The organism is Jonesia quinghaiensis DSM 15701, from assembly GCF_000423205.1.
Taxonomy (GTDB): domain Bacteria; phylum Actinomycetota; class Actinomycetes; order Actinomycetales; family Cellulomonadaceae; genus Jonesia; species Jonesia quinghaiensis.
Map to the genome: position 1 here is coordinate 1,148 of NZ_AUHN01000012.1, position 23,464 is coordinate 24,611.

16 protein-coding genes, 1 pseudogene and 1 CRISPR repeat array are annotated in these 23,464 nt (G+C 57.4%); of the genes and pseudogenes, 7 read left to right on the forward strand and 10 right to left on the reverse strand.

The annotated features are described in order from the left end of the window. Positions 1 to 64 precede the first annotated feature (64 nt). Positions 65 to 1,192: a CRISPR direct-repeat array (repeat unit 29 nt; unit sequence ATGCTCCCCGCACTCGCGGGGATGAGCCC). Between the two features lie 596 nt (positions 1,193 to 1,788). Beyond that, positions 1,789 to 2,424, forward strand: coding sequence for a hypothetical protein (locus tag G538_RS0111930; RefSeq protein WP_029069495.1), 636 nt, complete (start codon positions 1,789 to 1,791; stop codon positions 2,422 to 2,424). A gap of 432 nt (positions 2,425 to 2,856) precedes the next feature. Further along, positions 2,857 to 4,020 carry an ATP-binding protein gene (locus tag G538_RS0111935; protein WP_029069496.1) on the forward strand — a complete coding sequence of 388 codons (1,164 nt, stop codon included), beginning with the start codon at positions 2,857 to 2,859 and terminating at the stop codon, positions 4,018 to 4,020. A gap of 160 nt (positions 4,021 to 4,180) precedes the next feature. Here the strand turns inward: G538_RS0111935 and G538_RS0111940 are convergent, their stop codons facing one another. Together G538_RS0111940 and G538_RS0111945 are read right to left on the reverse strand one after the other, a co-directional pair. Continuing rightward, positions 4,181 to 4,618, reverse strand: a complete 438-nt coding sequence (locus tag G538_RS0111940; protein ID WP_029069497.1) for an anthrone oxygenase family protein — start codon at positions 4,616 to 4,618, stop codon at positions 4,181 to 4,183. Beyond that, complete coding sequence (locus tag G538_RS0111945) at positions 4,609 to 5,415, reverse strand: SDR family oxidoreductase (protein WP_029069498.1); 807 nt, start codon at positions 5,413 to 5,415, stop codon at positions 4,609 to 4,611. The genes G538_RS0111940 and G538_RS0111945 overlap by 10 nt, the downstream gene beginning before the upstream one ends. Before the next feature lie 81 nt (positions 5,416 to 5,496). Between G538_RS0111945 and G538_RS0111950 the strand changes: the two genes are divergently transcribed. Then, the gene (locus tag G538_RS0111950; protein WP_029069499.1) at positions 5,497 to 6,432 is read left to right on the forward strand and encodes an AraC family transcriptional regulator; all 936 of its coding nucleotides are present in this window, start codon (positions 5,497 to 5,499) and stop codon (positions 6,430 to 6,432) included. Between the two features lie 108 nt (positions 6,433 to 6,540). On the opposite strand, the gene G538_RS0111955 is transcribed toward G538_RS0111950, so the two are convergent. After that, positions 6,541 to 6,741, reverse strand: a complete 201-nt coding sequence (locus G538_RS0111955; RefSeq protein WP_157544491.1) for a hypothetical protein — start codon at positions 6,739 to 6,741, stop codon at positions 6,541 to 6,543. 321 nt (positions 6,742 to 7,062) lie between these two features. Between G538_RS0111955 and G538_RS18540 the strand changes: the two genes are divergently transcribed. Further along, positions 7,063 to 7,476, forward strand: coding sequence for a MucR family transcriptional regulator (locus G538_RS18540; RefSeq protein ID WP_084618383.1), 414 nt, complete (start codon positions 7,063 to 7,065; stop codon positions 7,474 to 7,476). Positions 7,477 to 7,607: 131 nt separating this feature from the next. Here G538_RS18540 and G538_RS0111965 read toward each other — a convergent pair whose 3' ends face one another. From G538_RS0111965 to G538_RS0111975, 3 genes are all read right to left on the reverse strand, one after another. Beyond that, on the reverse strand, positions 7,608 to 9,377 hold the full coding sequence (locus G538_RS0111965; protein WP_245566863.1) for a glycoside hydrolase family 64 protein: 1,770 nt from the start codon (positions 9,375 to 9,377) through the stop codon (positions 7,608 to 7,610). A 269-nt stretch (positions 9,378 to 9,646) separates the two neighbouring features. Continuing rightward, positions 9,647 to 10,801, reverse strand: coding sequence for a hypothetical protein (locus G538_RS17525; protein ID WP_051197093.1), 1,155 nt, complete (start codon positions 10,799 to 10,801; stop codon positions 9,647 to 9,649). Positions 10,802 to 10,855: 54 nt separating this feature from the next. Beyond that, positions 10,856 to 11,830 carry a bile acid:sodium symporter family protein gene (locus G538_RS0111975; RefSeq protein ID WP_029069502.1) on the reverse strand — a complete coding sequence of 325 codons (975 nt, stop codon included), beginning with the start codon at positions 11,828 to 11,830 and terminating at the stop codon, positions 10,856 to 10,858. A gap of 168 nt (positions 11,831 to 11,998) precedes the next feature. Between G538_RS0111975 and G538_RS17815 the strand changes: the two genes are divergently transcribed. Beyond that, complete coding sequence (locus G538_RS17815; RefSeq protein WP_084618385.1) at positions 11,999 to 12,580, forward strand: VIT1/CCC1 transporter family protein; 582 nt, start codon at positions 11,999 to 12,001, stop codon at positions 12,578 to 12,580. Positions 12,581 to 12,599: 19 nt separating this feature from the next. On the opposite strand, the pseudogene G538_RS18380 reads toward G538_RS17815, so the two are convergent. The 3 genes and pseudogenes from G538_RS18380 to G538_RS0111990 all read right to left on the reverse strand — a co-directional run. Then, a pseudogene (locus tag G538_RS18380) lies at positions 12,600 to 13,796 on the reverse strand (MFS transporter); the annotation flags it as partial. Next, the gene (locus G538_RS17530; RefSeq protein WP_051197095.1) at positions 13,789 to 14,427 is read right to left on the reverse strand and encodes a winged helix-turn-helix domain-containing protein; all 639 of its coding nucleotides are present in this window, start codon (positions 14,425 to 14,427) and stop codon (positions 13,789 to 13,791) included. The gene G538_RS17530 and the pseudogene G538_RS18380, both read right to left, overlap by 8 nt. Before the next feature lie 338 nt (positions 14,428 to 14,765). After that, complete coding sequence (locus G538_RS0111990; RefSeq protein ID WP_029069504.1) at positions 14,766 to 15,173, reverse strand: VOC family protein; 408 nt, start codon at positions 15,171 to 15,173, stop codon at positions 14,766 to 14,768. 521 nt (positions 15,174 to 15,694) lie between these two features. Between G538_RS0111990 and G538_RS0111995 the strand changes: the two genes are divergently transcribed. Beyond that, positions 15,695 to 17,005 carry a pectate lyase gene (locus G538_RS0111995; RefSeq protein WP_029069505.1) on the forward strand — a complete coding sequence of 437 codons (1,311 nt, stop codon included), beginning with the start codon at positions 15,695 to 15,697 and terminating at the stop codon, positions 17,003 to 17,005. A gap of 100 nt (positions 17,006 to 17,105) precedes the next feature. Here the strand turns inward: G538_RS0111995 and G538_RS16595 are convergent, their stop codons facing one another. After that, complete coding sequence (locus G538_RS16595; RefSeq protein WP_051197096.1) at positions 17,106 to 21,713, reverse strand: family 43 glycosylhydrolase; 4,608 nt, start codon at positions 21,711 to 21,713, stop codon at positions 17,106 to 17,108. Between the two features lie 699 nt (positions 21,714 to 22,412). Here G538_RS16595 and G538_RS0112005 point away from each other — a divergent pair. After that, complete coding sequence (locus G538_RS0112005; protein WP_029069507.1) at positions 22,413 to 23,387, forward strand: ABC transporter substrate-binding protein; 975 nt, start codon at positions 22,413 to 22,415, stop codon at positions 23,385 to 23,387. Positions 23,388 to 23,464: the final 77 nt, after the last annotated feature.

A 23,464-nucleotide genomic window follows, 5' to 3' on the forward strand; every position in this document is an offset into this window, starting at 1 on the left:
TGTATGCTCCCCGCACTCGCGGGGATGAGCCCTGCATCTGGTGAGCATCCTCTACAGCGCGCAAATGCTCCCCGCACTCGCGGGGATGAGCCCAATGGAGAACACCCACGTTGCGGCCCGCTCGAATGCTCCCCGCACTCGCGGGGATGAGCCCTCGCCCGCCGCGTGTGCGCTTCTTGGCGAAACATGCTCCCCGCACTCGCGGGGATGAGCCTAATCACAACGCCCGGCGGTAAATCAAGAAGATATGCTCCCCGCACTCGCGGGGATGAGCCCGCCGCATTAGATGGGTGTTTAAGTGCCATTAGATGCTCCCCGCACTCGCGGGGATGAGCCCCAGCTTCGGCGAGATGGGCGCAATCTTCAACAATGCTCCCCGCACTCGCGGGGATGAGCCCAACTGGTTCCCGGTAGTCCTTCTGTTTGGCTGATGCTCCCCGCACTCGCGGGGATGAGCCCGAAATCAAAACCGCACTACTCGCCCTCGCCGCATGCTCCCCGCACTCGCGGGGATGAGCCCCGAGTCGTAAACAATGTTGCCCGCCCGCAAGTATGCTCCCCGCACTCGCGGGGATGAGCCCCAGGTCGGATTCGCCGCTTTAAGGTCATCCCAATGCTCCCCGCACTCGCGGGGATGAGCCCCAATCCAAGGGCTGAGATACCCGGAAGGCACCATGCTCCCCGCACTCGCGGGGATGAGCCCCATGCTCACCTGCACAATCACAATCTGGCTACATGCTCCCCGCACTCGCGGGGATGAGCCCGCCAAGCAAATCGCATTCATGGACGCGCACGCATGCTCCCCGCACTCGCGGGGATGAGCCCGGGCAAAACTACGCCGCGAGCGTCACCATCAAATGCTCCCCGCACTCGCGGGGATGAGCCCTTCTTGATTACACGTGCCGAGAACTCCGGTGAATGCTCCCCGCACTCGCGGGGATGAGCCCCCCGATTACTCTGCCGGCGGTGTGGTCCGCGCATGCTCCCCGCACTCGCGGGGATGAGCCCCCCCGTCGACCTTGCGCATGATTCTGACACTGAATGCTCCCCGCACTCGCGGGGATGAACCCCTTGGGATCACACTGGGGGCATTTGGTTTTCTATGCTCCCCGCACTCGCGGGGATGAGCCCATGACCGGCTACATCAAGCGCCAAGTGCCACTATGCTCCCCGCACTCGCGGGGATGAAACCCATCTGACTTGGTTTCAAGAACTACTTCAAATTGTGTTCCCCGCACTAGCAGGGTTATCTCGCTAGTGCGAACCGCATCCTGCTCATTGCGCCGTTATGGAAGCTGGGCAGGGTGCGGCAACTTTCCTTCACGCAAACGAAGGGGAGTGCGCTGTCAGGCTTGCTGCGGCCACTATCCCTGGAGAACATTAATCGCTCCTGTATTTCGCGAAGGTACTCCCCGAATCTGGGCACGGTGAAAGCGAGAACGCTAGGTTCCGGTGAGAACAGAATCCCCTTCCCTAAGAGCGACTCGCGTACTGAAGAGATCCCGCGAACGTCCTTCTTCCCAAGCCGTGAGGCGTACAGGCTTTCACGGATATAAGTTCGTGTTTTCTTAGCACAACCGGTAGCCGCTGATCATCTCGACAGGGGGTTACCCCTGCGATTCAGAGGGACGCTTACTTTCCAGCTCGATCCCACTAGACTCCTTCTAAGGTCTTCTAAGGTCTTCTAAGGTCTTCTCACGATGCCCGCTTCTCAAGCCTGCTCGACTTCGTTATTGGGATCCCCCCGTTTCATTTGGCGGTTGTCTATTTTTGGAGTGTGTTGCGCGAATGGCAGAACAAAGCGGTAAACATGTCGTGCTGCCGGTGCTTTTCGTTCTTGGGCTATTGCCCTTACTCCAAGGGTGCGCCCCGGAATCAACGGAGGAAGACCACCCGTATTACTTGAATTACCGTGACACTAAGCAGGCGCTAGCTCGTGTGGTGGAAGCTAGGCCAGATGACCTGTTTGTTTTCCCGACTGATGCACCCGAGGGTGTTAACGACATGACGAGTTACACCAATAACGAGCACTTAAAGCAGATGTTCTACGTGTATCAGGGCGTCAGAGTTGAGTCTTGTATTGCTGTCTCGCCGGAGGAATGTTCCGAACGCGGGGAAGGCGAAAGTGAGTACCTGATTGCTTCGGGGGTTGATGGTGATAAAAAGTGGCGAGTGTTCGCAACCGCTACCACAGGCGGTCTTGTAGCTACTGAATTAGGTGGTCGCTCGTCTGCCGCTGATGTTCCTTCGCCGCCGGAAGAGTGGGGTTCAATGGATTCCCCACCTCAGGTGCCACAGCCCAGTGAATCCGTTGACCGGGTTTTGGAGTTATGGGCTGGGTACACGTTCACCACTGAGAGTGAACCCGCATGGATCACCGAGTACGCGCAAGACCCACCCGTCTGTGAGCCTGAATGCTACTGATCGAGCAGCGTCGTCGCGTGGAGCGCACTGTTGCACTCTGTTTTTGGCTTTATCGGGAGCCCAAGCCCGCCGCAGCCGGTTGGCGGGTAGTTTGGAAGACGCTAGAAGCTCATCGAGCGCGGTAATGACTTTTGTTGATGCGAGGTAGGGGCCGCATTGTTGTGATGACGAGGGTACCGGTGGTGCGGGTGGTACGGGGTTCACAAGGGTTTGGCTTGAGTGTGTTTTGGTCAGGAACGCCCTCTCTGTAGCGGGCTGAGAATGGTTAAGAAAACTTAGAAGTTCCTAAAACAGCTCTAGGTGACTGCTTGACACTTTTTGAGAGTTGCTGTGGCTCACAAAAAATGCGCAGTTTACAGGTAACTGTGATCCACAGTTCGTTGCCTCGGTATAAGTCTGTATAATTATCCCGACTTATACCGAGGGGGCTTCATGGCCGTTACACCCAACCCGTTCACTCCAGCTTTCGGGATCACACCACCCAAGATTGTTGGTCGTGAACTCTTTGTTGAGGACTTTGCCGAGGCTCTTGATTCGGGCCCGGGTAGTCCTTGCCGTGCAATCCTCGTCACCGGGGATAGAGGGACAGGCAAGACGGTGACCCTCAACCTCTTCGAAGAAGAGGCTCTTAAGCGTGATTGGGTTGTTATCTCCGAGACCCTGCGCGCGCGACTAGTGGACGACCTTGTTGAGTCTGTGCTTCCTCGCATCCTTGCGACGGAAAAGCCCAAGCCCGAAGCGTTCTTCTCCGGGCTTAGTTTTCCGTTCGTCGGTGGCGGGGTGAACCGTGAGAAAAATGAGGCGTATCCCGTGAAAGAAACGGTCAGGACCCTCGTTTTCGATCTTGCCGCCGAGTTAGACAAACAAGAGCGTGGCCTACTGGTCTCGTTGGACGAAGTCCACCTTGGGTACGAGGACGATCTTGTGCCTATCGTTCAAGTTGTGCAGCACGCCTTCCGCCGTGGGCTACCCGTTGCTTTTGTCGCGGCAGGGCTCCCCGAAGCTGTCAAAGACGTGCTAAATGGCGATGTATTAACCTTCCTCCGCAGGGCCGAGCGAATGACAACTCGATACCTGACAACTGAGGAGGCGCTGACTGCGCTATCGGAACCTCTTGAGCGTGCAGAGGTTAAAGTCAAGCGCCAGACCCTTCGAGAAATCGCTGAGACCACCGGCGGATATCCATTTTTTGTGCAGTCGGCAGGCCACGAACTGTTCCGTGCCGCCCGAGAAAACGAGTGGACCCTTGAGGGCAAGGAAGACGTTGTTGACCAGGCCATGGACAAAGCGAAAGAAAGGCTGTTTCAGGCAGTTCACGACCATGAGACTGCCGGGCTCAGTCCAAACCTCACTGAGTACCTTCTAGCTATGCGGAACGCGAACTCTGCTACCGAGATAGCGCAGATCCTTGGCAAAAAGTCCTCCACGTCCACTTCGAGACAACGGGCGCAACTGATCGCTAAGGGGTTGATCAAGGCGACCGGTCATGGGCGCGTTGAGTATGCTTTACCGTTCTTCCGTGAGTATCTTACGGCGCGGCATGACGTGTTCGATGATCTTAAACCACCCCGCACGAGTGCGAGGAAGCGCCGTTGAGTAAATAAAAGGTGCTTCAATGCCCTCGGTAGGGTTGGGCAGTCAAGGGGGGACCCGTGGATCACCGAGTACGCGCAAGACCCACCCGTCTGTGAACCTGAATGCTACTGATCGAGCAGCATCGTCGCGTGGAGTGCACTGTTGCACTCTGTTTTTGGCTTTATCGGGAGCCCAAGCCCACCGCAGCTACCCCTACGGATGCTGCGGCGGCGAGTGCTCGGAGTGTGTTCCATCTGGTCCAGTGTTGTGCGTAGTGGGGCCAGTAGTGGGCTCCTTGGGTGTTGAGGGTGCGGTTGAGGGGGACGTTCGCGGCGATGGTGATGGCTGTGGTGAGCAGGGAGGCCCCTGCGACGATCAGGTCTGTTGTGTTGCCGTGTTGTAGTGCTGTTATGCCCAGGGTGGTTGTGGTGATTGCTGTTCCGGCGAAGAGGACGATGAATGGGCCGCTTTCGGCTGCCCGGTTGATGTGGTTCATGGTTGTGGTGGCGTCGGTGTTGTTGAGTTGGCGTAAAGCTGGGATCACCATGACTGTGAATGCGGTGTAGACGCCGCCGAGTAGTCCTGTTCCCACCACGGTGATGGTGTTGATCATCCCCATGCTCCGGCCATGGCGGTGCGTTGTGCGTAGGCGTGGAAGGGTGCTGGTGGCCTTCCGAGGAGTCGTTGGATGCCGTTGGTGAGTGTTGCGTTGCGGCCGTCGAGGATTTCTGTGAAGAGGTAGGCGAGGGGTTCTGCTTCTTCGGGTGGTACGCCGTCTTGGGTGAGGTCGGCGACGAATGTTGGGACGTCGACTGTTTCAAAGGTGACGGGGCGGCCCATGGCGTTGTGGAGGATTTCTGCTGCTTGGGTGAAGGTGAGGAGTTCTGGGCCGGAGAGTTCGTAGGTGTTGTTGTCGGGTTCGTCGTGGGTGAGGGCGTGTACTGCTGCGTCGGCGACGTCTTCGAGGTCGACGAATGCTTCTGGGGTGTCGTTGGCTGGGAGTTTGAGGTGGCCGCGGGTTACTGGTCCGTGGAGGAAGTGTTCTGAGAAGTTTTGTTGGAACCATGAGCAGCGCAGCACGGTGGTGGGTAGGCCGCTTTCGCGCAGTGCGTTTTCGCTGTGGCGGGCTCCTTCTTCGCCGCGTCCGGAGAGGAGGACGAGGCGTTCGAGTCCTTCGTGTGCGGCGAGGTGGCCGAGGGTTGCCATTTTTTCGGGGACGCCGGGGAATGCTAGGTCTGGGGTGAAGCATACGTATGCTGCGGTGGCGCCGTGGAGGGTTGGTTGCCAGGTGTTGGGGTTGTTCCAGTCGAAGCCGGTGCGTCGTGATGCGAGGCGTGGTGTGTGGCCTTGGGCGGTTAGTCGGTCGTTGATGCGGGAGCCGGTGTGTCCGGGGCCGCCGAGGATCAGTGTGTTCATGTCTCTACTTCACCCCAATATCGTCAGACGCTGAATAGGTGATACTCCATGAAACCTTTGTGATCGTCTAGCATGTTGTGTATGGACCCTCTCGCTCACTACCTTGCTGGCCCGCGCGCTACCCGCGCTTTTGCCCTCATGATGCATATGGGTGGCCGGTGGGGGATCAGTATTCGTGATGAATCTGCCCTGACCGTCATTGCCGTGGTGGAAGGCGCCACGTGCGTTGACGGCACGCTCCTTTACCCCGGTGATGTGGCGCTTGTGCGCGGCCCAGACCCCTACCTCCTGACTGATGCGGATCAAAGCCCGGCGAGCATCGTTATTGATCCTGGTCAACATTGCCGCACACTGGATGGCCGTGACCTGCGGCAAGAGTACCGGCGTGGGATTCGCCGGTGGGGTAACGCTGAGCAGGGGGACACTACCGTGCTGGTTGGTACTTATGAACGGCCTGACGACGTTGGTGGGTTGGTGGTCAGTTCCCTGCCGCGCCTTGCTGTGGTGCGCCGGGAACATGCCGAGTCAAGCATTGTTGATGTGCTTGCTCAGGAGATTTCCCACGACGGCCCTGCGGGACAAATCGTGGTTGACCGGCTTCTCGATGTCCTGGTGGTCAGTACTGTGCGGGCGTGGTCTGCTACCGCCGCTGGGCAAGACCACCACACCTGGTTGGCGTGCAGCGACCCGGTGGTGGTGCACGCGTTGGAGCTTATCCATGCGGAACCTGGCGCATCGTGGACGGTAGAGAGGTTGGCCCGGCAGGTGAATGTGTCACGGGCATCGTTTGCGGCGCGGTTCCGGGCGGGCGTGGGCCAAGCACCCATGGCTTACCTCACCCGGTGGCGCCTGACTCTCGCCGGTGACCTGCTCCTTACGCCCACAAACACGGTTGCTGCGGTGGCGCGCACGGTGGGGTATGACAACCCGTATGCGTTTAGTACTGCTTTCAAGCGTCACACCGGGGTGACTCCCAGCGACTACCGGCATGGCAAAGAGCTGGCAGCAGTGTCATGAGTGGGCATGCTTCACCAGCGCGCTGACGGCTGTGACCGCCGCAAAAAGGCGGCGGGCAGCGCCTCGGACAGACTGCTTGCCGATGCGTGGGAGCGTGCGGGGAGTTCGTTACGCTGGAGCGTCGTCGATTTGTTGTTTTAGTTTTATTCCCAGTGGCGTACGGGAATAATCAATGTGAGGCGACTGTGAACCAAACGGCACAAAGAAACCTTTTTTGCGGAGGTATTCTTTGTCTCGCTTAGCGAAAGCGATCTGCGACGTTGTTTCGAGGTTGGCTCGATCAAGCTCCTCTTGAGCTTGGACGCGCAAGCTCTGCAAATTACTAATAACAACCGCAGTGCATCTTTCATGTGCAAACCCGTGAGCCACAATTTCCTCCGCAATAAAAAGGCACAACACAAAGTAGCTTGTGGCGTATGTACTGTTCGTTCAGTGCCCGCCACGTGGGGCTTTCTCCATCAAGCATCTCCTAGTCGCCAACGCCACACCACCCTCAGTGCGGGTGATCCTTCGTTTTCCGCCCCCGTGCAACATGATTCATGATGCGCCTTGACATAGAGTGAAGGTTAAGGAGTTCGCTTGAAAACTTTACTTTCTTGGCGAACTACTTAAACGCATCAGTGTTTTTACATGCATTGTTTGTTGCTATATCACAAGGGGGTGAGCGTGTTGTTGAAAAAGAAAGTATGCCGTGTTGAAGGATGTCCATCACCTGTAAGAGCGCGATTGTTATGTAATCGTCACTATCAGCAGGCGCGGCGTGGTAGCCCATTTTCCTCACCCACGCCTGACGCAACTAAAGATCTGCAGCGTCATGGCTCTCCTGATGGTTTCGGCAGATTCGGCCTGTTAGATGAGGACGACCTGCTCGTGAAGTGCCATGAGTGTGGGCACTGGGTACACAGTCTCGCCCACCACGCGATTTTCGCGCATTCGATCACGGCCCGTGAATACCGGCAACGCCACGGCTTACCCCCACGGCAGCCGTTGCTTTCCAAAGCTGCGCATCAACGGCGTCAAGAGTCGTGGCATCAAGTCGGCTAGCGCCGAGGCTGCGCCACAGGGGCAGCGTTATGAGGCAGCACATGACTGTGGGCCTACCTCAAAAGTTATGAGATAGGCCCACCGTGATTCGCGGTCACACGGTTGTGAATGTCCTGTTCACCGGTGTGTGGTTACTTCTTTGACCACTTCTGGTGTGATTCGCCAGAGCATTCCCACAGTTGTAGTGCGGCGCCATTACCAGTTTTGCGGTCAACAATGTCAACGCACTTGTTAGCTTGCGGGTTCACCAGGTCACCGGCATCAGAGAGCACCCACTGTTGGGCGGCGTTCCCCGAGCAGGTCGCAATCTGCACGGGGGTACCGTTCTTGGTGCCACCCCACGCAGCGTCAAGGCACAGATTGTTGTTGGTGCGCACGGTGCCATCAGTGAAGGTCCACTGCTTGCTGTTGCCGCCCACGCAGTCCCACATGTTGACGCGCTGCCCGTCGGCGAAACGCGCAATCGGTGAGCCCGATGCGCCACTCACAGTGGGTACCGTCAGGCACTTGTCATTCAGTTTGCTCACAAGGGCAACACCTTTCGTGGTGTTGCCTGATCCGTCACCAGTCCCTGAACCGTCACCGTCACCAGAGCCTGCCCCTGGACCGTCGCTACCACCGGTGTCGCCACTGTCGCCACCATCGTTGTCGCCATTGCCGTTGTCGGCGCCGTCACCTGGGTTGTTTGTTCCTCCGCCAGAACTTTCACCGGTGACGGACGACAGTTCAAGGCGTGCGCTGACAGGGTTGCCGCTGTGAACGAGGGATTCAAATGCGCCAACGTCGTCGAAAGCGAACGCGTAGGCACGGCCATCTTCCATCGCAGCGTGGACGGCTTTGCCGTACTTGTTGACAACGTCACCTTGGTAGAACTTCGCGGCGTCGGTCACTGGTTCAGCAGTACTGTCACCCAACGTGCCGCGGGTGAGTGCCGCACACAGTGTGCGGGCAATGGGCCCAACCACTTGATCGTTTGGTGCGTGGAGCGCACCGTCGCAACCCCACACATCGGCAGATGATGGGCGATCAAACGACGCAACAGTTGCCCCGCTGGAATCGGTGAACCGCATCGTTGAGCCACTGGTCCGTCCGGTGAATGTCACCTCAGGGCGGTCACTAAACGGTGTGACCTTCAGGTCACGGTCCGTGTAGGAAGCCCACGCGGTGGAAATGTAGGAGTCAAGGTAGTTTTTGCTCATCAACCCAACGCTGGCCGCTTTGCCCGGTGCCAGCACGCGCAACACGGTACCGTCGTCACGGGTGATCACGGACCCAGCCCACACTGGGTCCGCTGCCAGGGTGTCAACCACAGCTTCGCGCCCGCCGGGAACAACCTGCCCGGTGGTGGATGTTTTGCCGTCAGCCCCGGTCACAGAAACCGCGTGGGGCAGAGCGAACATGTCTACTTGGGAGCTGTTGATCCACAGGCCGGCGTCGTTGTAGGTGAACTCTGTCCAATCGAACAAGATGTCTTCGGTGGGGTCGCCGGGCGCCCAGGGGGCGGGTTGAACCAGCCCGTCCTGGGTGAGAGAGAACGGCAGTTCCTCACCGAAGGAGAAGTACACGCGCCCAGAGAATCCGCGCGGTACTTTCAGGGTGGTGCTTTTGCCGGTGGTGGTTCCGTCAATGGATGCATCGGGTGCGGCTGACGGCGGGTTACTCCCCGCAGGCCAGGCATGGAACGTTCCAGCGGCGTCTACCCAACCCAGTTTCCCTGAGGCGAGGTCAGTGCCAAGGACGTAAAGGTGGACGTCATCGTTCAACCCGGAATTGTTCGCGATGGTGATGGGTAAAACGTCAGGCCCAGCAGCGTGAGCGGGGGCGGCAAGCCCAACGCCTCCCAGCGCTGCGACGGTGCCAGTGGTGGCGCAGGCCACCCATTGAGTGAGTCTTCGCATCATTGTTCCCTTCGATCTTCGTGTGGAGCGCGGGTGCGTTCCACAGTGATTCGCCGAGCGGGGGACCATCCGTGGTGCGCTTACGGCGACGCGCCGATCGATCAGCACGTGGTGTTGCGAGAGCCCTCAACATAACGGAACGGTAACGAAAGATACACGGGTGTCAACGGGGGAGTGGTTGGACTCCCCATATTTTTGGCGTGTAGATGGGTGAGCCCTTGGGCATAAATGAAGCCCCAGTCCGCATGTGCGAACTAGGGCTTCATTGCAGGTCAGGCGATTTTCTTTTGCCAGGCAGCTTCAACGGTGTGCAACTCAAAACCCAACGCAATGTTGATGGACAACATGTAGTCATTTTCCGATGCGTTCCACGTGTGTAGCCGTCTTGCTTGGGGGCGGATCTCCTGCAACCGGCTCAACATGTCCGCTTTCATCCACATGCCTAAGCGGTGACCACGGTGACCTTTACGCACAAGAGTTGCCTCTTGGAAGACCGCTTCAGGCCGGTCAAAGGGGTAATCCACCCGGGTATACCCCGCCAAGTCGCCCGTTGCGATATGCCGTGCAGCAACAGCCAGGTAGCCTTTGCCTGTCGCTGCGAGGGAATCTTCCATGTACCGCACCCGCTCAGGGGTTTGGTCGGTTTCCTGCATATCAAGGTCACCTTGGGGAACATCGGTACTCATCGCCTGTGAGAGGCGCACGTGCCCGTCAAGGAACTCATCCGGTGTGCGGTCCGTCCACCACACCAGGTCGTATTCGGGGTGCGCGGCGCTGCGGCTTGCCGCCGCAAACTCATCAAGTTTCGCCTGATCGGCAGGTAGTTGCAGGATCGAGTGGCGTTCCGTTTGTTCTAGTGTCCACCCGCTCGTCAGGTAGGCGGTGGCCACTGAATCTGTGGGGTTAATGCGCCCAACCCCGGTGGCGGCTTCCATCGCTGGCTCACCATCAGCAGCTTCGCGGTGGTCGGTCCATTCCATGAGGGTGGTGCGTCCGCGTTGAGTGGCAAGTTTCTCAGCTTCAGCAAGGAGTTGCGTCGTGATACTGGTTGAGCGCTCAGCTGCAACAATCCACACGAACGCGAGGTGAGTGTTGTCTTTCAACGGGTATGACACCTGAAGAAACCCAGTGACAACAGCGGGCGTTGAGTCGCTGCCCCCGAGGTTCACGGTGGTGTTCCCCTCAGGGCCCCCAACGCCCCCACTGGCGGGTGCCCCGGGTGCCGGGGTTTCGGTCATGACAACAAAGTCACGGTCGTAGTACTCCGCGCGTTGGGCCTCGGTGAGGAACACATCGAAAGGGTCGCAAAAGTCGGTGTGCCCGTGATACTCGGCTGTTTCGCGATGCCACAGTGCATTCCCAGCACGTAAAAGCGCTTGATCCACATGATGGGGGTCAGCCCAGTGTGTGAGGTGGTGAAGAGTCATGACACCACAGTGCGCCCCCAGCGTAGAGAACGGCAACGTTTTTTCTGACAGGTTTCACACCCGCACGGTGATGGGGTCAGCGTGTGTGCCAAGCCGTTTAGCGATAATCGCGCACACAATGAGTTGCAACTGGTGGAAAATCATCACCGGCAGCACCACCAACCCCAACGTGGCGGCAGGGAACAGCACCGTCGCCATGGGGACCCCGGTAGCCAAAGACTTCTTTGAACCGCACATCAAAATAGTGATGCGGTCCTCGCGGGAGAACTTTAACCACCCACCAACCGCCCACGTCAGCCACAAAACCAGAGCGAGGACAAGCATCGACAGCAGGGCAACAACAACAATGTCTGTCATTGATACCCGCGACCAAATACCATCAACCACCCCTTTGCTGAACGCGGCATACACAACGAGCACAACGGATGACCGGTCAGTGAACGTGGTGACTTTACGGTGGCGGGTAACCCACCCGGCAAGCCACCGCCGCGCTAACTGCCCCACGATGAAGGGCAGCAAAATCTGCAGCCCAATTTTGCCAATGGAACTTGCTGAGAACCCCACCTGCGCCCCCATGAAAAGAGCAACCAACACCGGGGTGATGATGACGCCAGCAAGGTTAGAAAACGACGCAGAAACAATCGCCCCAGCCACATTGCCGCGTGCAATGGAAACAAAAGCAATGGAGGACTGCACAGTGGAGGGCAGGAGCGTGAGGAACAAAAACCCGCGTGCCAGGTCAGCTGGTAAAACCTGCTCGGGGAGGAGGAGAGCCGCTAACCCAAGGAGGGGAAACAACACGTAGGTGCAGGCAAGGATCACGGAGTGAAGCCGCCAGTCTCGCACCGCAGCGATCGCCTCATCAGTGCGTAACCGCACACCGTAGAGGAAAAAAAGCCACGCCACCGCAGCAACAACCACCCAGTCGAAGATCTCGGCTGCGCTCCCGGATACCGGGAAGAACGATGCAAGCAGCACTGCACCAAGGAGTGCGGCAAGGAACGGGTCAATGCGACGGAGGAACGTCATGGGAGTCTTTCACGTGTGGGGCGGGACCTCAGGTGAATCTACCCTATGAAGCCTACGAGAACGTAAACGAGAATAAGAAAAGGCTTTCCTCAGTAAGGCTGACCTGAATTCAATAAGGCAATGCTTTCCTTTCTAGTTTTATTGTGGAATTAGTGATTCTATGAATGTATGACAACAATTCATGCTTCCACAGAACAACGGATCGAGGATGCCGTGCACACCCAGCACGGGCCGTCAGCGGCCCATCTCAACTGGCTTCGCGCCGGGGTTCTGGGCGCGAATGACGGAATTGTTTCTGTTGCTGCCGTCGTTGTTGGTGTTGCGGCTGCAACAACGAACAATTCCATGATTATTGCGTCAGGTTTAGCTGCTTTAGTGGGCGGTGCCTTATCCATGGCGCTGGGCGAATATGTTTCTGTGTCATCGGCGCGCGACGCTCAGCGCGCCTCGAAAGTTCCCGTACCTCCTGATGAGATCGTTAACCCGTGGCACGCCGGACTGGCATCGGCGTTAGCGTTTATTGCTGGGGCGCTCTTGCCTTTCCTCGCAGTTGTTGTTGTGGACGGTACCGCGAAAATCCCAGTAACAGTGGTGGCTGTTCTCCTGGCGTTGGTTCTTACTGGTGGTGTGGGTGCTCGTCTGGGTGGGGCTGCGCCAACACGGGCTGTGATTCGTGTTCTGACAGGTGGGACTCTGACTCTGGCGTTGACGTTTGCGGTGGGTTCATTGTTTGGGGTTGCTGTGGCGTAGTTCGCCCGTACAGCATTCCCATCACTCCAGCGGTTGCAGCTACTGCGCACAGTGTCACAGTTCCCCACACCAAAATCCGGTAGTCGATCAACCCCACAAGCGCTGTGGCAGTGACGGTCCCAAAAAGTTGCGGCACGTTGATCGCGACGTTAGCTGCCGCCGATGTGCGCCCCTGTAAATGCGGTGGGGTGAGGCGTTGACGCATCGTCATGTAACCCACAACAACCCAGGACACCGCACACCCCAGCACCGTAATACCTGTAATGACAAGCACTGCGCTTTGTGTTGCCGCGGCAGGTATGAGCGCGACACTGAGGAGTGCCATACCAATAATGATGGTTGCGAGTTCGCCGCGTGCACGGATGATCCGAGCCGCTGTTAAACCACCAATCACAGCGCCAATGCCTTGGAGCGGAACAATCACACCAAGCATCGCTGTCGGTAGTCCGATTCCAAACTCAAGGATCGGGAAAACGGCCACGTTGACCAGCCCTGTTGCCCCGAACCCCACAGCAATAACTGCTGTTGCTAAGGCAAGTGGTGAGGTAACGAATAAGTGGTGGAAACCGGCGAACAGTTCGGTGCGGTAGTTGCCGCGCGGTAGGGCCGGATCTTTATCCTCCTGGACGTTGATTCTGACAAAAAGCGGCACCGCAATCGCGAAGAGAGACATCGTGATGATGACAACAACCTCGGGCCCAAACGCGACGTAGAGGGCTGTGCCGCCTAAGGGCGCAAGCAACCGCAACGCTTGGTCGATTGTTGCCAGCACCCCGTTGCCTGCGGGTAGGCGGGCATCGTCCAGCAAGTCACGCAACAACCCACCCTGCGCGGCGGCGGTGAGGTAGTTCATCGTGCCGTAGGCGAATAGTGTGGCGTGCAAAATCCACACGTCACGAGGGTCGTTAACCAACAGCATCGAGCCAAGAACTGGCACCATGATGGCGTTTGACCAGGCGAGGATTTTGCGGCGGGATACGCGGTCAGCCAGGTGCCCTAACAGTGGAGCTAGGAAGGCTGGTGCACCCAGCATCACGAATGTCAGGCCTGCGGCGGTGTTGGACCCAGTGAGGTCTTTCACCCAGATGGCCACCACCAAGAAAATCAGGGAATCGGCGATATTTGTGGGCACCCACGCCCACGCGAGGTCACGAAAACCGCGAATGTCCCACGGGTTGGTCCGGGGTGCTTGGGGGAGTGATGCCGTGTCAGACATCGGTAGGTGCTCCTTGGGGACCAGTGGTGGAGGTGGGTGGTTGTGTTAGTGGTGATGAGGTGTTCAGCATGGCGGTGAGGAAAAACTGGACGCGGCCAGCATCGGCGGGGCGTTCGCCGGTGTCGCGGTCCGCGTAGTTCTGCAAGGTGGTGAAGAAAGCTTCGGTGATCTCTGAGAGCTCTTCGGGGGTGAGCCACAGGCTTGCGCCAGCTGCCACGCAGTGTTCTAGCCAAACTGAGTGTTCAGGGTTGTTCACCAGCGCTTGCACGTTATTGCGTGCAGTCAGTGATGCCCGTTCGATGGCGAGGTCCGCGAGCGCCCCGATTGCTGCCCCGGAGTCTGGTTGGGTGGGGTCTGCGGCGACGGTGACTGTGGTGGAGACGAGTTTCCAGGGTTTTTCGCGCCCGTGGGATTCGGCGCGTTCGACGTATCCGTATTTGGCGAGTTGGCGCAGGTGGAAGGAGCACGATGCGACGGATTCGCCGGTGAAGGCGGCGCATTGGGTGGCGGTGGCGTGGTGAACTTCGCGCAGGTATTCCAGCAGGGTTATGCGTAGCGGGTGGGTGATGGCGCGGATGCGTTCGGGGTCTTGGGTGAGGGGTGTTGTTGTGGGTGGTGTGGGGTTGCTCATGGGCAACACCCTACAATCCTAAAGATCTCTTTAGCAAGGTTTCTTTAGGATTGTTTGTGGCATGTTCTGGGACTGAGTGTGCTGTCCTGGATATGCCACACGGTCCCAGAACATGCCACATGCAGGAGGGGGGCGATGCGCGGGTGTGTGCGGGAGGAGGAGTGACGATGCAAGGGCTGGGCTGGGCTGGGCTGGGCTGGGCTGGGCTGGGCTGGGCTGGGCTGGGCTGGGCTGGGGGAGATTGCGTAGCGTCGCGTTCGACGTGTAACGCATTGTGCCCTCCAAGGATTACCTTGGAGGGCACAAAGCTGTGGCAGTGTTTTCTGTGGCGATCTGAGTTAGCGTCGACCAGGAATGTAAGCAACAACTTCCAGTTCAAAACCGTCATTGTTTTCCAAATATGCCGCATAGTGGTGGCGGCCGCCCGCATACGGGTGTTTGTCTGGGTACATCAGCGTCCAACCATGTTTGGTTGCCTCAACAGCGATCTCATCAACAACATCGCGAGAGTCTGCCCACAACGCTAAATGATTTAGCCCTGGAGTCATGCGGTTATGGTCAAGCCCTTGCAAGTGGGGGCTTTGCTCGCACACCACGTACTGGGTGCCTAGACGGTAACTAAAACCGTGCTGCCACGTTTGATAGCTCTCAAACCCAAGGGTGGTTAACACCCAACCAAATTCGCTGCCAGCACGTTCAAGGTCAGGGACCCACACCTCGACGTGGTGGATTCCAACAGGGCGCATAAATTGTCCTCGGGGTCAGGGGTGGCAAGTGGCGGTGGAGTGGGTCGCCGCAGTCATTGGGGCTCGGGTGAAAGCGGCAGGGGTGTCTTGATCACTGAGAAGTCATAAATTTACGATGGGTCCGTCACCCCATGATTTACGAGTCATCGGTGACTAACGGTCCTTCGAATTCGTACCCTACAGTCGCACGGGCCCGGAACAAAATGCCATGGCCCGCTGTGAGAGACCTGACGGGATCCCCGTCATTGCAGCGTTCTTCAAGGGGAATCGCAGGTCACAACGACGTCAATTCCCAGTGGATAGTAGTCCACAGTGACAAGTAACCGGGCACCCGCCCTAGTGAGCGGTGCCCATTTTTTGCCCCTACTGCCATGAGTAGTGTCCGTGAACAGGCAACCGTGGCCGCTCACAGCCTCTTCCCCACCGCTGTGAGCCACGGTTGCCACCACCGGTACTGAAGGAACGTAGTACCACTGCACGGCCCATCACAGGTGGGTAAACCATAGACAACAGGAGGAACCATGGAGAGACAGGCATCAACAGCCAGTCGCTTTAAGCGCACCATGAAAGCAGCGTGGAGTGCAGCATTCGCGCTCGCAATCACCGGAGCGGTGGGCGTCACCGTTGCGACTCCAGCACAGGCCGCTAGCGTTGACACCAACCAGTGGTACGTGTTGGAGAACCGCCAAAGTGGCAAGGTCATGGAAGTTGCTGACTGGTCCACCGCTGACGGCGGTGTCATTCAGCAGTTCACCCGCAACGACGGCGCTTGGCAGCAGTGGCGCTTCAAGAGCGTTGGTAGCGGATGGTACGTGTTGGAAAACCGTCACTCCGGCAAGGTTGTTGACCTGTGGGAGAACAAAACTGCTGATGGGACCCCATTCCGCCAGTTCACCGCGCACAACGGTGTGAACCAGCAGTTCAAGCTTGCTGACTCAAACGGTGGCGCACACAAACGCCTCATCAACAACGCGTCTTCCAAGGCGCTCACAGTCACAGACCGTTCAAAGGCTGACTTCGCCACAGTGACTGCGTTGAGCGACAAGAACCAGTTCAACCAGCAGTGGAAGCTCATCCCCGTAAGCACCAGCGGCTCAACTGGTGGAAGCACCGACGCTGGCACCGGAACTGGTGTCGCTGATGGAAACTTCGCTTCTTGGCCAAAGGCTAGCTCGCAGACCAAGGTTTCCAAGACGATCCCTGTGCCAAAATCAGGTTTTGATGGAAAGATGGTCCGTTACTACGGCATCTCAGCTGGTGACCAGGACGAAAACCAGCCCGCCATGTTCGAACTTGAAGATGGTGCAACCATCAAGAACGTGATCATTGGTGATGGCGCCGGAGACGGCATCCACTGCAAGGGAACCTGCACCATCGAGAACGTGTGGTGGGAGAACGTCGGAGAAGACGCTGCGACTCACAAGGGTAAAGAGTCGAACCACGTGATGACTGTCAATGGTGGTGGCGCACGCTCCGCTGACGACAAGGTCTTCCAGCACAATGGGTCTGGCAAGGTTGTTATCAAGAACTTCCAAGTTGAGGACTTTGGCAAGCTCTACCGTTCATGCGGAAACTGCTCCAAGCAGTACGCGCGGTCGGTGGAAATCTCAAACATCTTGGCAACTGGCCCAGCACTGTCCATCGCTGGTATCAACTCCAACCTTGGCGACAAGGCCACCATCAAGAACGTCACTATCGTGAACGACCCTAAGAAGAAGATCGCAATCTGCGAAGAGTACAACGGTGTCACCAAGGGTGAACCAAAGAAGATCAGCACTGGCCCATCCAGCGCTTGCAACTACTCAGCATCGACTGTCACCTACCGCAACTAATACCTGTCACTAGGTATGTAGCACAGACAGTATGAACAAGGGCCGGTACCCCCAATGGGGTACCGGCCCTTGTGCGTCTCATCCTGCTGAAACGAGAAGACTACCGTTTCACAGGTTTTGTGCGGTCAGAACCAGCCGACACCGTGGTGTAACCAGACTTCTTACCTGTAACCACCACCGTGATGCGCTTGCCTTGAAGCGATTTTTTCACTGTCAGCGTTGACTTCTTCGCACCGGAAATCGCTTTTCCATTGGCGTACCACCGGTAACTCAAGGTCGTTCCCTTGGTCCACTTGCCTGGCTTCGCAGTGAGCTTTTTACCCACCTTGACGCTCCCGGAGATCTTCGGCGTAGCAGCACGCATCACCTTCTTTGTTGCCGTGGACGTCAATGACCGGGTGGTGTACCCCGATTTCTTGCCCGTGACCTTCACGGTGATGCGTTGCCCCTCACGTGCGGAACTGAGTTTGAGGGATTTCTTTGTGGCGCCCTTGATGGCTTTACCGTTGGCATACCACTGGTAGCTGAACGAGGTTCCCTTAGTCCACGCCCCCGTCTTAGCGGTGAGGGTTGTTCCCACTACCGCTTGACCAGTAACAACAGGTCGTGTTGCGGACAGTTCCTTGGGTTCTTCCGGTTCGGGAGCAGGGTCGGGAGAAGGTACTTTCTGGGCTGTCACTCCACCCAATGTTGGGGTGACGGGGTTCATCAAACCAGTTGTGGCATCAAACGTCACCCGGTCGATGGTGGTTTCGCGGTGGGTGCCGTCCCCATCAGGAATCGCAAACCGGTGGTAAGCCATGTACCAGTCATCGGTCCCTGGAACATTGAGCACGGAGTTATGTCCGGTTCCCAAAATTCCTAATGTCGGGTCTTTTTCCAACACCACACCACGGTAAGTCCACGGCCCAGTGATAGTTGTTGCCGTGGCATAACCAACCCGGTAGTTAGGTGAACCAGTGTCATCAATGGAATAGGTCAGGTGGTACATGCCCTTGCGGTAGTTGACAAACAATCCTTCACGGAAGTCCGTTAAACCGGTCATACGAGTGAGGGTGTCTGCTTTGATGGAGGTCATGTCTGCGTTGAGTTCCGCCATCACAGGTGACCCGTTGCCCCACAACAGGAAGTCCTTACCGGTGACTGGGTCGTGGAATGTTGCCGGGTCGATCGCCTGCCCAGAGGTGATGGCCTCATTGTTGAGGATGATGGGTTCATCAGTGGCAACGAACGGACCAGTGGGGCTATCAGCAACAGCAACACCAATAGTTTTCCTGTTCAGGGCCGTGTTGTGCCCGGAGAAGTAGAAGTAATACTTCCCATCCTTCTCGCCTATGGTTGGTGCCCATGCGTTACCGGCAGCCCACGGAACATCGCCTGCATCGCCGTCAAGAGTCAAAATCGGAGACTCAGAACGTTTCCAGGTCACGAGGTCCTTAGAGGACCACACGTAAAATTCCTTGCCACCCCACCCGGGGAACCCATCACTGGTTGCATAGATGTAGTACGTGTCGCCAAAAACGGCGATGTTCGGGTCAGCGTACAACCCTGGTAGCACCGGAGTGCGGACCTCAACCGCGCTGATAGTCCACGTCACTGGCTGGGTACCCGAAGGTCCAGTCAGGGTGTAAGTCACCGGTGAAGAAAGGTCCTGAACCGAACCGCTAGCGGGGTTGACCGTCACTGAGTCTGCGGTGGAGAACGTAGGTGCCAGCGTTTTCACGTTTGTGCCAGCCGTTACCGGCAACACCACCGTGCGTTGTTCCGCATCAATGATGGGGTTGTGGGCCAACACCTGCGGTGTTGTCACACTGACGTCAAGGAGCGCCCCAAAGTTGCCGGAAAGCCCCAACACCTCACGTGCATCTAGTGCACGGTTGTAGATCGCAAACTCACGCATCTGCCCAGCGAACAACTTGTCCGCACTGTACAGGGATTTCCCCAACAGGTTGGAGGTGGTGATTCCACCACCAATGTCACCAGGTTTTGTTGTGACACCTGTTTGGGTTCCCACTGCCACACCGTTGAGGTACACCGTTGCGGTGCCATCGGCGAGTGTGTATGTCAGGTGGTGCCACGTGTCAGCGGCTAACGCTTGGCCTGACGCTGCGGTTTGTTCACCGTTCCAGTTCGACGGTGAAATCGAGGTCCGGTAGTTATTGCGGTTCGCTGAGGTAAAAATGTAACCATTCCCAGCGCCTTGCGAGCTGTTTCCCAACCCGTACAAGAAGTAGTCACCCGTTAAACCAGCCGCAAGGCGAACATCGGCCTCGATGGTGATCTCATCAAGTTCAGTCATCAGGTTGTCCGGCAACTCCACAAAGGTGTTTGTGCCGTTGAACTGCAACGACGTGTCAGTCCATTGCGCTGTGCCCTGAACGGTGGCATCAGCACCATTACCCGAAACATCGGTGAGGGTGCTACCTGATTGGCTATCAAAGCTGTATCGCAGGATCTCCCCTTCATCATTGACGGGTGCCGCACTCGGTGCGTTCGTCAAGGCGTTCAGTTCAGCTTTTGTCACCGGGACAACCGTGCCGTGTCGCGGTTTGGCAGGCAGGTCGTAGCTGGCTGGAACTTTCCAGTCTGGGTTGTTGAGGTCTTTAGTAGCCAACGGAATGTACCCGCGGCCACCGTACTCATCAACAAACAGGTAGAACGACTCACCGTTGACGTCACCAGGGTTCGCAGCGAAAACGGTTGGGCCTTCCACAGCGGACGTTCCGGCTTTCTTCCCGATGCAACTGGTCACCATCTCCCACTCGTCCAGTTGAGCGCGCAAAGTGGTGGAACGTTCCTGAATGATGTCCGAGCATCCGGTTCCACCGGCACCTTCATCTTTGGTGAACCTGTGGTAGGTGTCGCCGTCTTTGATAACGGTGGAGTCGATGCGCGACATCCCTTGATCCTGCCAAATTTCAGGTTCAGTGAACGTCACGAAGTCGCGGGTCACCGCGAACATCATGCGGTTGTAGGTGTTCCCGGTGTGGTCGGTATCTTGCGAGTCGTAGAGTTTCGAGGCCCAGAACAAAATGTATGCGCCAATGGACTCGTCGTAGTACGCCTCAGGTGCCCAGGTGTTACCGGCTTCGGGTGGCGATACTTCAACGTGGCGCTGCTCTGACCAGTTGATGAGGTCCGAGGACTCCCAAATTTCAACGTGTCGTGACCCGGTGCGTTGCGAAGCGTCCCATGACGTGCCCCCACCAATGGAAAGGTCAGTGGCAATGAGGTAGAACGTGTCACCTTCGGGGGAGCGAATAATGAACGGGTCACGCAAACCTTCGGTGCCTTTGGTGGATTTCAGAATGGGTTCTCCACCGTTGAGTTCCTGCCATTGCAGGGCGTTGTTTCCTTTGCTTGCAGCAAGGAAAATGTTCTCTCCGGCTTTGCTGTCCCCCGTGAAGTACGCAAAAGCGTACCCCTCATACTCATCAACCTCGTAGGCTGGCCGCACCTGAGCGGTAAAGGTCTTTGTGGTGGTTGCTTCGCCGCGGGTCAACGTTGCAGTCAGTTCGACAGTGGTGGCTTGTGGCTGCCGGGTGACAATGCCTTGCGTGCTCACAACACTGGGGTTGGCTGATTCCCAGGTTACTGAGGTGCGGGCATGTTCAGAGGGCAGCGTAATGTTGCCCTTCACGTCATCAATGGTGTTGACCGTGAGTGTGTCACGGGCGGCATCAACAATTTGCTGATCACTGGAATCGGCAAGCACCGTTACGGTGAACTCACGGGTGTCACTGGTGTTCCCAAGAGTGGCGGTTGCTGTCAGAGTGACCGTGGCATCGGGTTCACCGGCGTTTGGCCGGGTGACCTCACCACGGTTCGTCAGGACCCCAGGGTCACTCGATGTCCACGAGATCGTCGACCCTCCCACACCACTGGTGCGCAAGGTCAGGTTTGAGATGACGCCTGTGGTGTCGCCGAGGTCAAGTGCCTCCAGGTCGCGGGCAATAATGTCGGCATCTGAGGGGGCTAATTCTGCGACCTCGTCAGCGGTGAGAGCTGTGTTGTAGATGCGGAAGTTCTTCACTGAACCGCGTAGGTTTTTGTCGCTTGTGTAGTTGGATTTTCCGATGAAGTTGCTGGTAGTGGTGCCATTCCCCAGGCTGGCGGGGGTCACGGTGACGTTGGTGTTGGTCGCAACTTCACGTCCATTGAGGTAGGAAATCGCAGTGTTTGTTGAGTCGTCCAACGTGTAGGTGATGGTGTTCCACACCCCGCGGGGCAGGTTTGCTCCGGAGTTGACGTTTTGTTCCCCGGACCAGTTCGTTGCACTGATGGAGGTCCGGTAGGTATTTCCGGTGGCGAAAAGATAGCCGGTGCCTGCGGAACTGGTGGCGGTGTTTCCTAGGCCGTAAATGAAGTACGGGGTTTGTTGGGCTGGGTCGATGAGGACGTCAAGGGACACGGTGATGGAGTCCAGGTCGCTCAGGATGTTGTTGGGTAGCTTGATGGCGTCATCGACCCCGTCAAGGGTGTACCCCTGTGCCCCGGTGAGGGTGGGGGAGCCGTTAATTGTGCCATCGTGCCCGTTGCCCGAGGCGTCACGGGCAGTTGTTCCACTGGTGTCATCGAGTGGGTAGTGCAGGATCGGTTGGGGACTGTCACTGCCGCCTGCTTGAGCTGGTGCTTGGGCAACGATGCCCGCCAAGCTCAAGGTGAGTGCGACAGCAACAGCGCGTGTAGTGCTGCGTGTGCGCGTCATTGCGTCTCTTTCGGTGGATGGGGTCGTTCTGTGGCTCGGGGTCATCGTTGAACCCGGTTCATCAGGGCGCCACTGCCCCGATGGTAACGTAAACATCCATGATGTTAGCGCTAACATTATGGGCGCTGTTTTTTCTCTGTCAAGACCTGTTGTGTGTTTAGTGGAGTGCTAAAAACAAACGACGATGCTCAGCGTGCGCGGTGAAGAGAGTTAGGGTATACGCGCTACGGAAAGCACGAATTCATCAGGTTTTCACGGCAGGGCAAGGGCTTCCGTGTGGCCTGTGGGCTCGTGTTTAGTGTTCCGCGGCGGGGGTGGTGAGTGGTGCCGATGGGTGATGTTTGAGAAGTGTTTGCGCTGTTAGCGACCTTTCCCAGTCGAACCTCGACCGTTTTTCTTCGTGAGACGGTGGATGAAACAGAAGCGGCAAGAAGTGTGGGGAGTTGTGCCCATGCTTCGGGCGAATCAGTTTCAAGCTGGTTTTCCATTAACTCGTGAGCCGGATTAATTCTGTTTGGCTGCGATTCCCTGACCCCGCGACACACCATTTCCGCAGGGGAAGTGCTTGCTGAATCGATTCGACAAAAAAGCCCGTAACCAAAACGTTAGAAAAAGAAGCCTTGCGCTTTGGCATGTTAACGCTAACATTGCTCATGTCTTGTCCAACGGTGGGCGAGACCCATTTCTCGAGGAGGAGATATGTTCCGCACATTCAGCAAGCGGGCGGGGCTCCTGGCTGCGGCAACGGTCAGCGCACTTGCACTTGCCTCATGTTCACAAGGGGCCTCAGGCGACGGCGGGTCAGGTGACTCCGACACCATCCGGGTGGGATTCTCACAGCTCGGCGCCGAAAGCGGATGGCGAACCGCGAATACAGAATCAGTCAAGGCGAGCCTCACCGAGGACGCTGGGTTCGACCTCACCTTCGTTGACGCCCAACAAAAACAAGAAAACCAAATCAAGGCTCTGCGCGACTTCATCGACCAAGATGTTGATGTCATCGCTTTCTCCCCCGTTATTGAAACCGGGTGGGATGAGGTCCTTCAAGACATCAAAGACTCCGGCATCCCCGTTGTTTTGGTAGACCGCACCGTTACCACAACCGTCGAGGACCCCTACGTCACCTGGATTGGAGCCGACTTCCGGCTCGAAGGCGAAATGGCTGGGGAATGGGTTGCAGAAAACCACCCAGATGCCAAGATCTTCCAACTACAAGGCACCCTGGGTTCGGGTGCTCAAGTTGACCGTGAAGAAGGGTTCGAAGCCGCAGTTGGCGCCGACGCCATCATCGGTGAAGCAACAGGTAACTTCACGCGTGCCGAAGGTAAAGTCGCTGTTGAAGCCGCGTTGCAGGCTTACCCAGACATGGACATGATCTTCGCGCACAACGATGACATGGGCCTGGGCGCTGTTGAAGCGATCGAAGCTGCGGGTCTCACCCCTGGCGAAGACATCAAGATTGTCACAGTGGACGCTGTTCGCGATGGCCTGCAAGCCCTCAAAGACGGCAAATTCAACTACGTCGTTGAATGCAACCCAGTCTTTGGTGACCAGCTTGCCGAACTCATCAAGCAGGTAGTCGCTGAAGAAGACGTCCCACTCGAAACAGTTGTGGTGGACAAAACCTTCGACCAGAGCATCACCCAAGAGGAACTTGACGCCCGCCTGTACTGACGTCATGAGCCGGGGCGTGTCCACCACGCCCCGGCTATTTCCCGCGAGCGCACCACACCACACCACCTCTACAGCGA

Coding starts and splice junctions, on each gene's coding strand:
- G538_RS0111930 (WP_029069495.1), top strand. CDS start 1,789: ATGGCAGAACAAAGCGGTAAACATGTCGTGCTGCCGGTGCTTTTCGTT.
- G538_RS0111935 (WP_029069496.1), top strand. CDS start 2,857: ATGGCCGTTACACCCAACCCGTTCACTCCAGCTTTCGGGATCACACCA.
- G538_RS0111940 (WP_029069497.1), bottom strand. CDS start 4,618: ATGGGGATGATCAACACCATCACCGTGGTGGGAACAGGACTACTCGGC.
- G538_RS0111945 (WP_029069498.1), bottom strand. CDS start 5,415: ATGAACACACTGATCCTCGGCGGCCCCGGACACACCGGCTCCCGCATC.
- G538_RS0111950 (WP_029069499.1), top strand. CDS start 5,497: ATGGACCCTCTCGCTCACTACCTTGCTGGCCCGCGCGCTACCCGCGCT.
- G538_RS18540 (WP_084618383.1), top strand. CDS start 7,063: ATGCATTGTTTGTTGCTATATCACAAGGGGGTGAGCGTGTTGTTGAAA.
- G538_RS0111965 (WP_245566863.1), bottom strand. CDS start 9,377: ATGATGCGAAGACTCACTCAATGGGTGGCCTGCGCCACCACTGGCACC.
- G538_RS17525 (WP_051197093.1), bottom strand. CDS start 10,801: ATGACTCTTCACCACCTCACACACTGGGCTGACCCCCATCATGTGGAT.
- G538_RS0111975 (WP_029069502.1), bottom strand. CDS start 11,830: ATGACGTTCCTCCGTCGCATTGACCCGTTCCTTGCCGCACTCCTTGGT.
- G538_RS17815 (WP_084618385.1), top strand. CDS start 11,999: ATGACAACAATTCATGCTTCCACAGAACAACGGATCGAGGATGCCGTG.
- G538_RS17530 (WP_051197095.1), bottom strand. CDS start 14,427: ATGAGCAACCCCACACCACCCACAACAACACCCCTCACCCAAGACCCC.
- G538_RS0111990 (WP_029069504.1), bottom strand. CDS start 15,173: ATGCGCCCTGTTGGAATCCACCACGTCGAGGTGTGGGTCCCTGACCTT.
- G538_RS0111995 (WP_029069505.1), top strand. CDS start 15,695: ATGGAGAGACAGGCATCAACAGCCAGTCGCTTTAAGCGCACCATGAAA.
- G538_RS16595 (WP_051197096.1), bottom strand. CDS start 21,713: ATGACGCGCACACGCAGCACTACACGCGCTGTTGCTGTCGCACTCACC.
- G538_RS0112005 (WP_029069507.1), top strand. CDS start 22,413: ATGTTCCGCACATTCAGCAAGCGGGCGGGGCTCCTGGCTGCGGCAACG.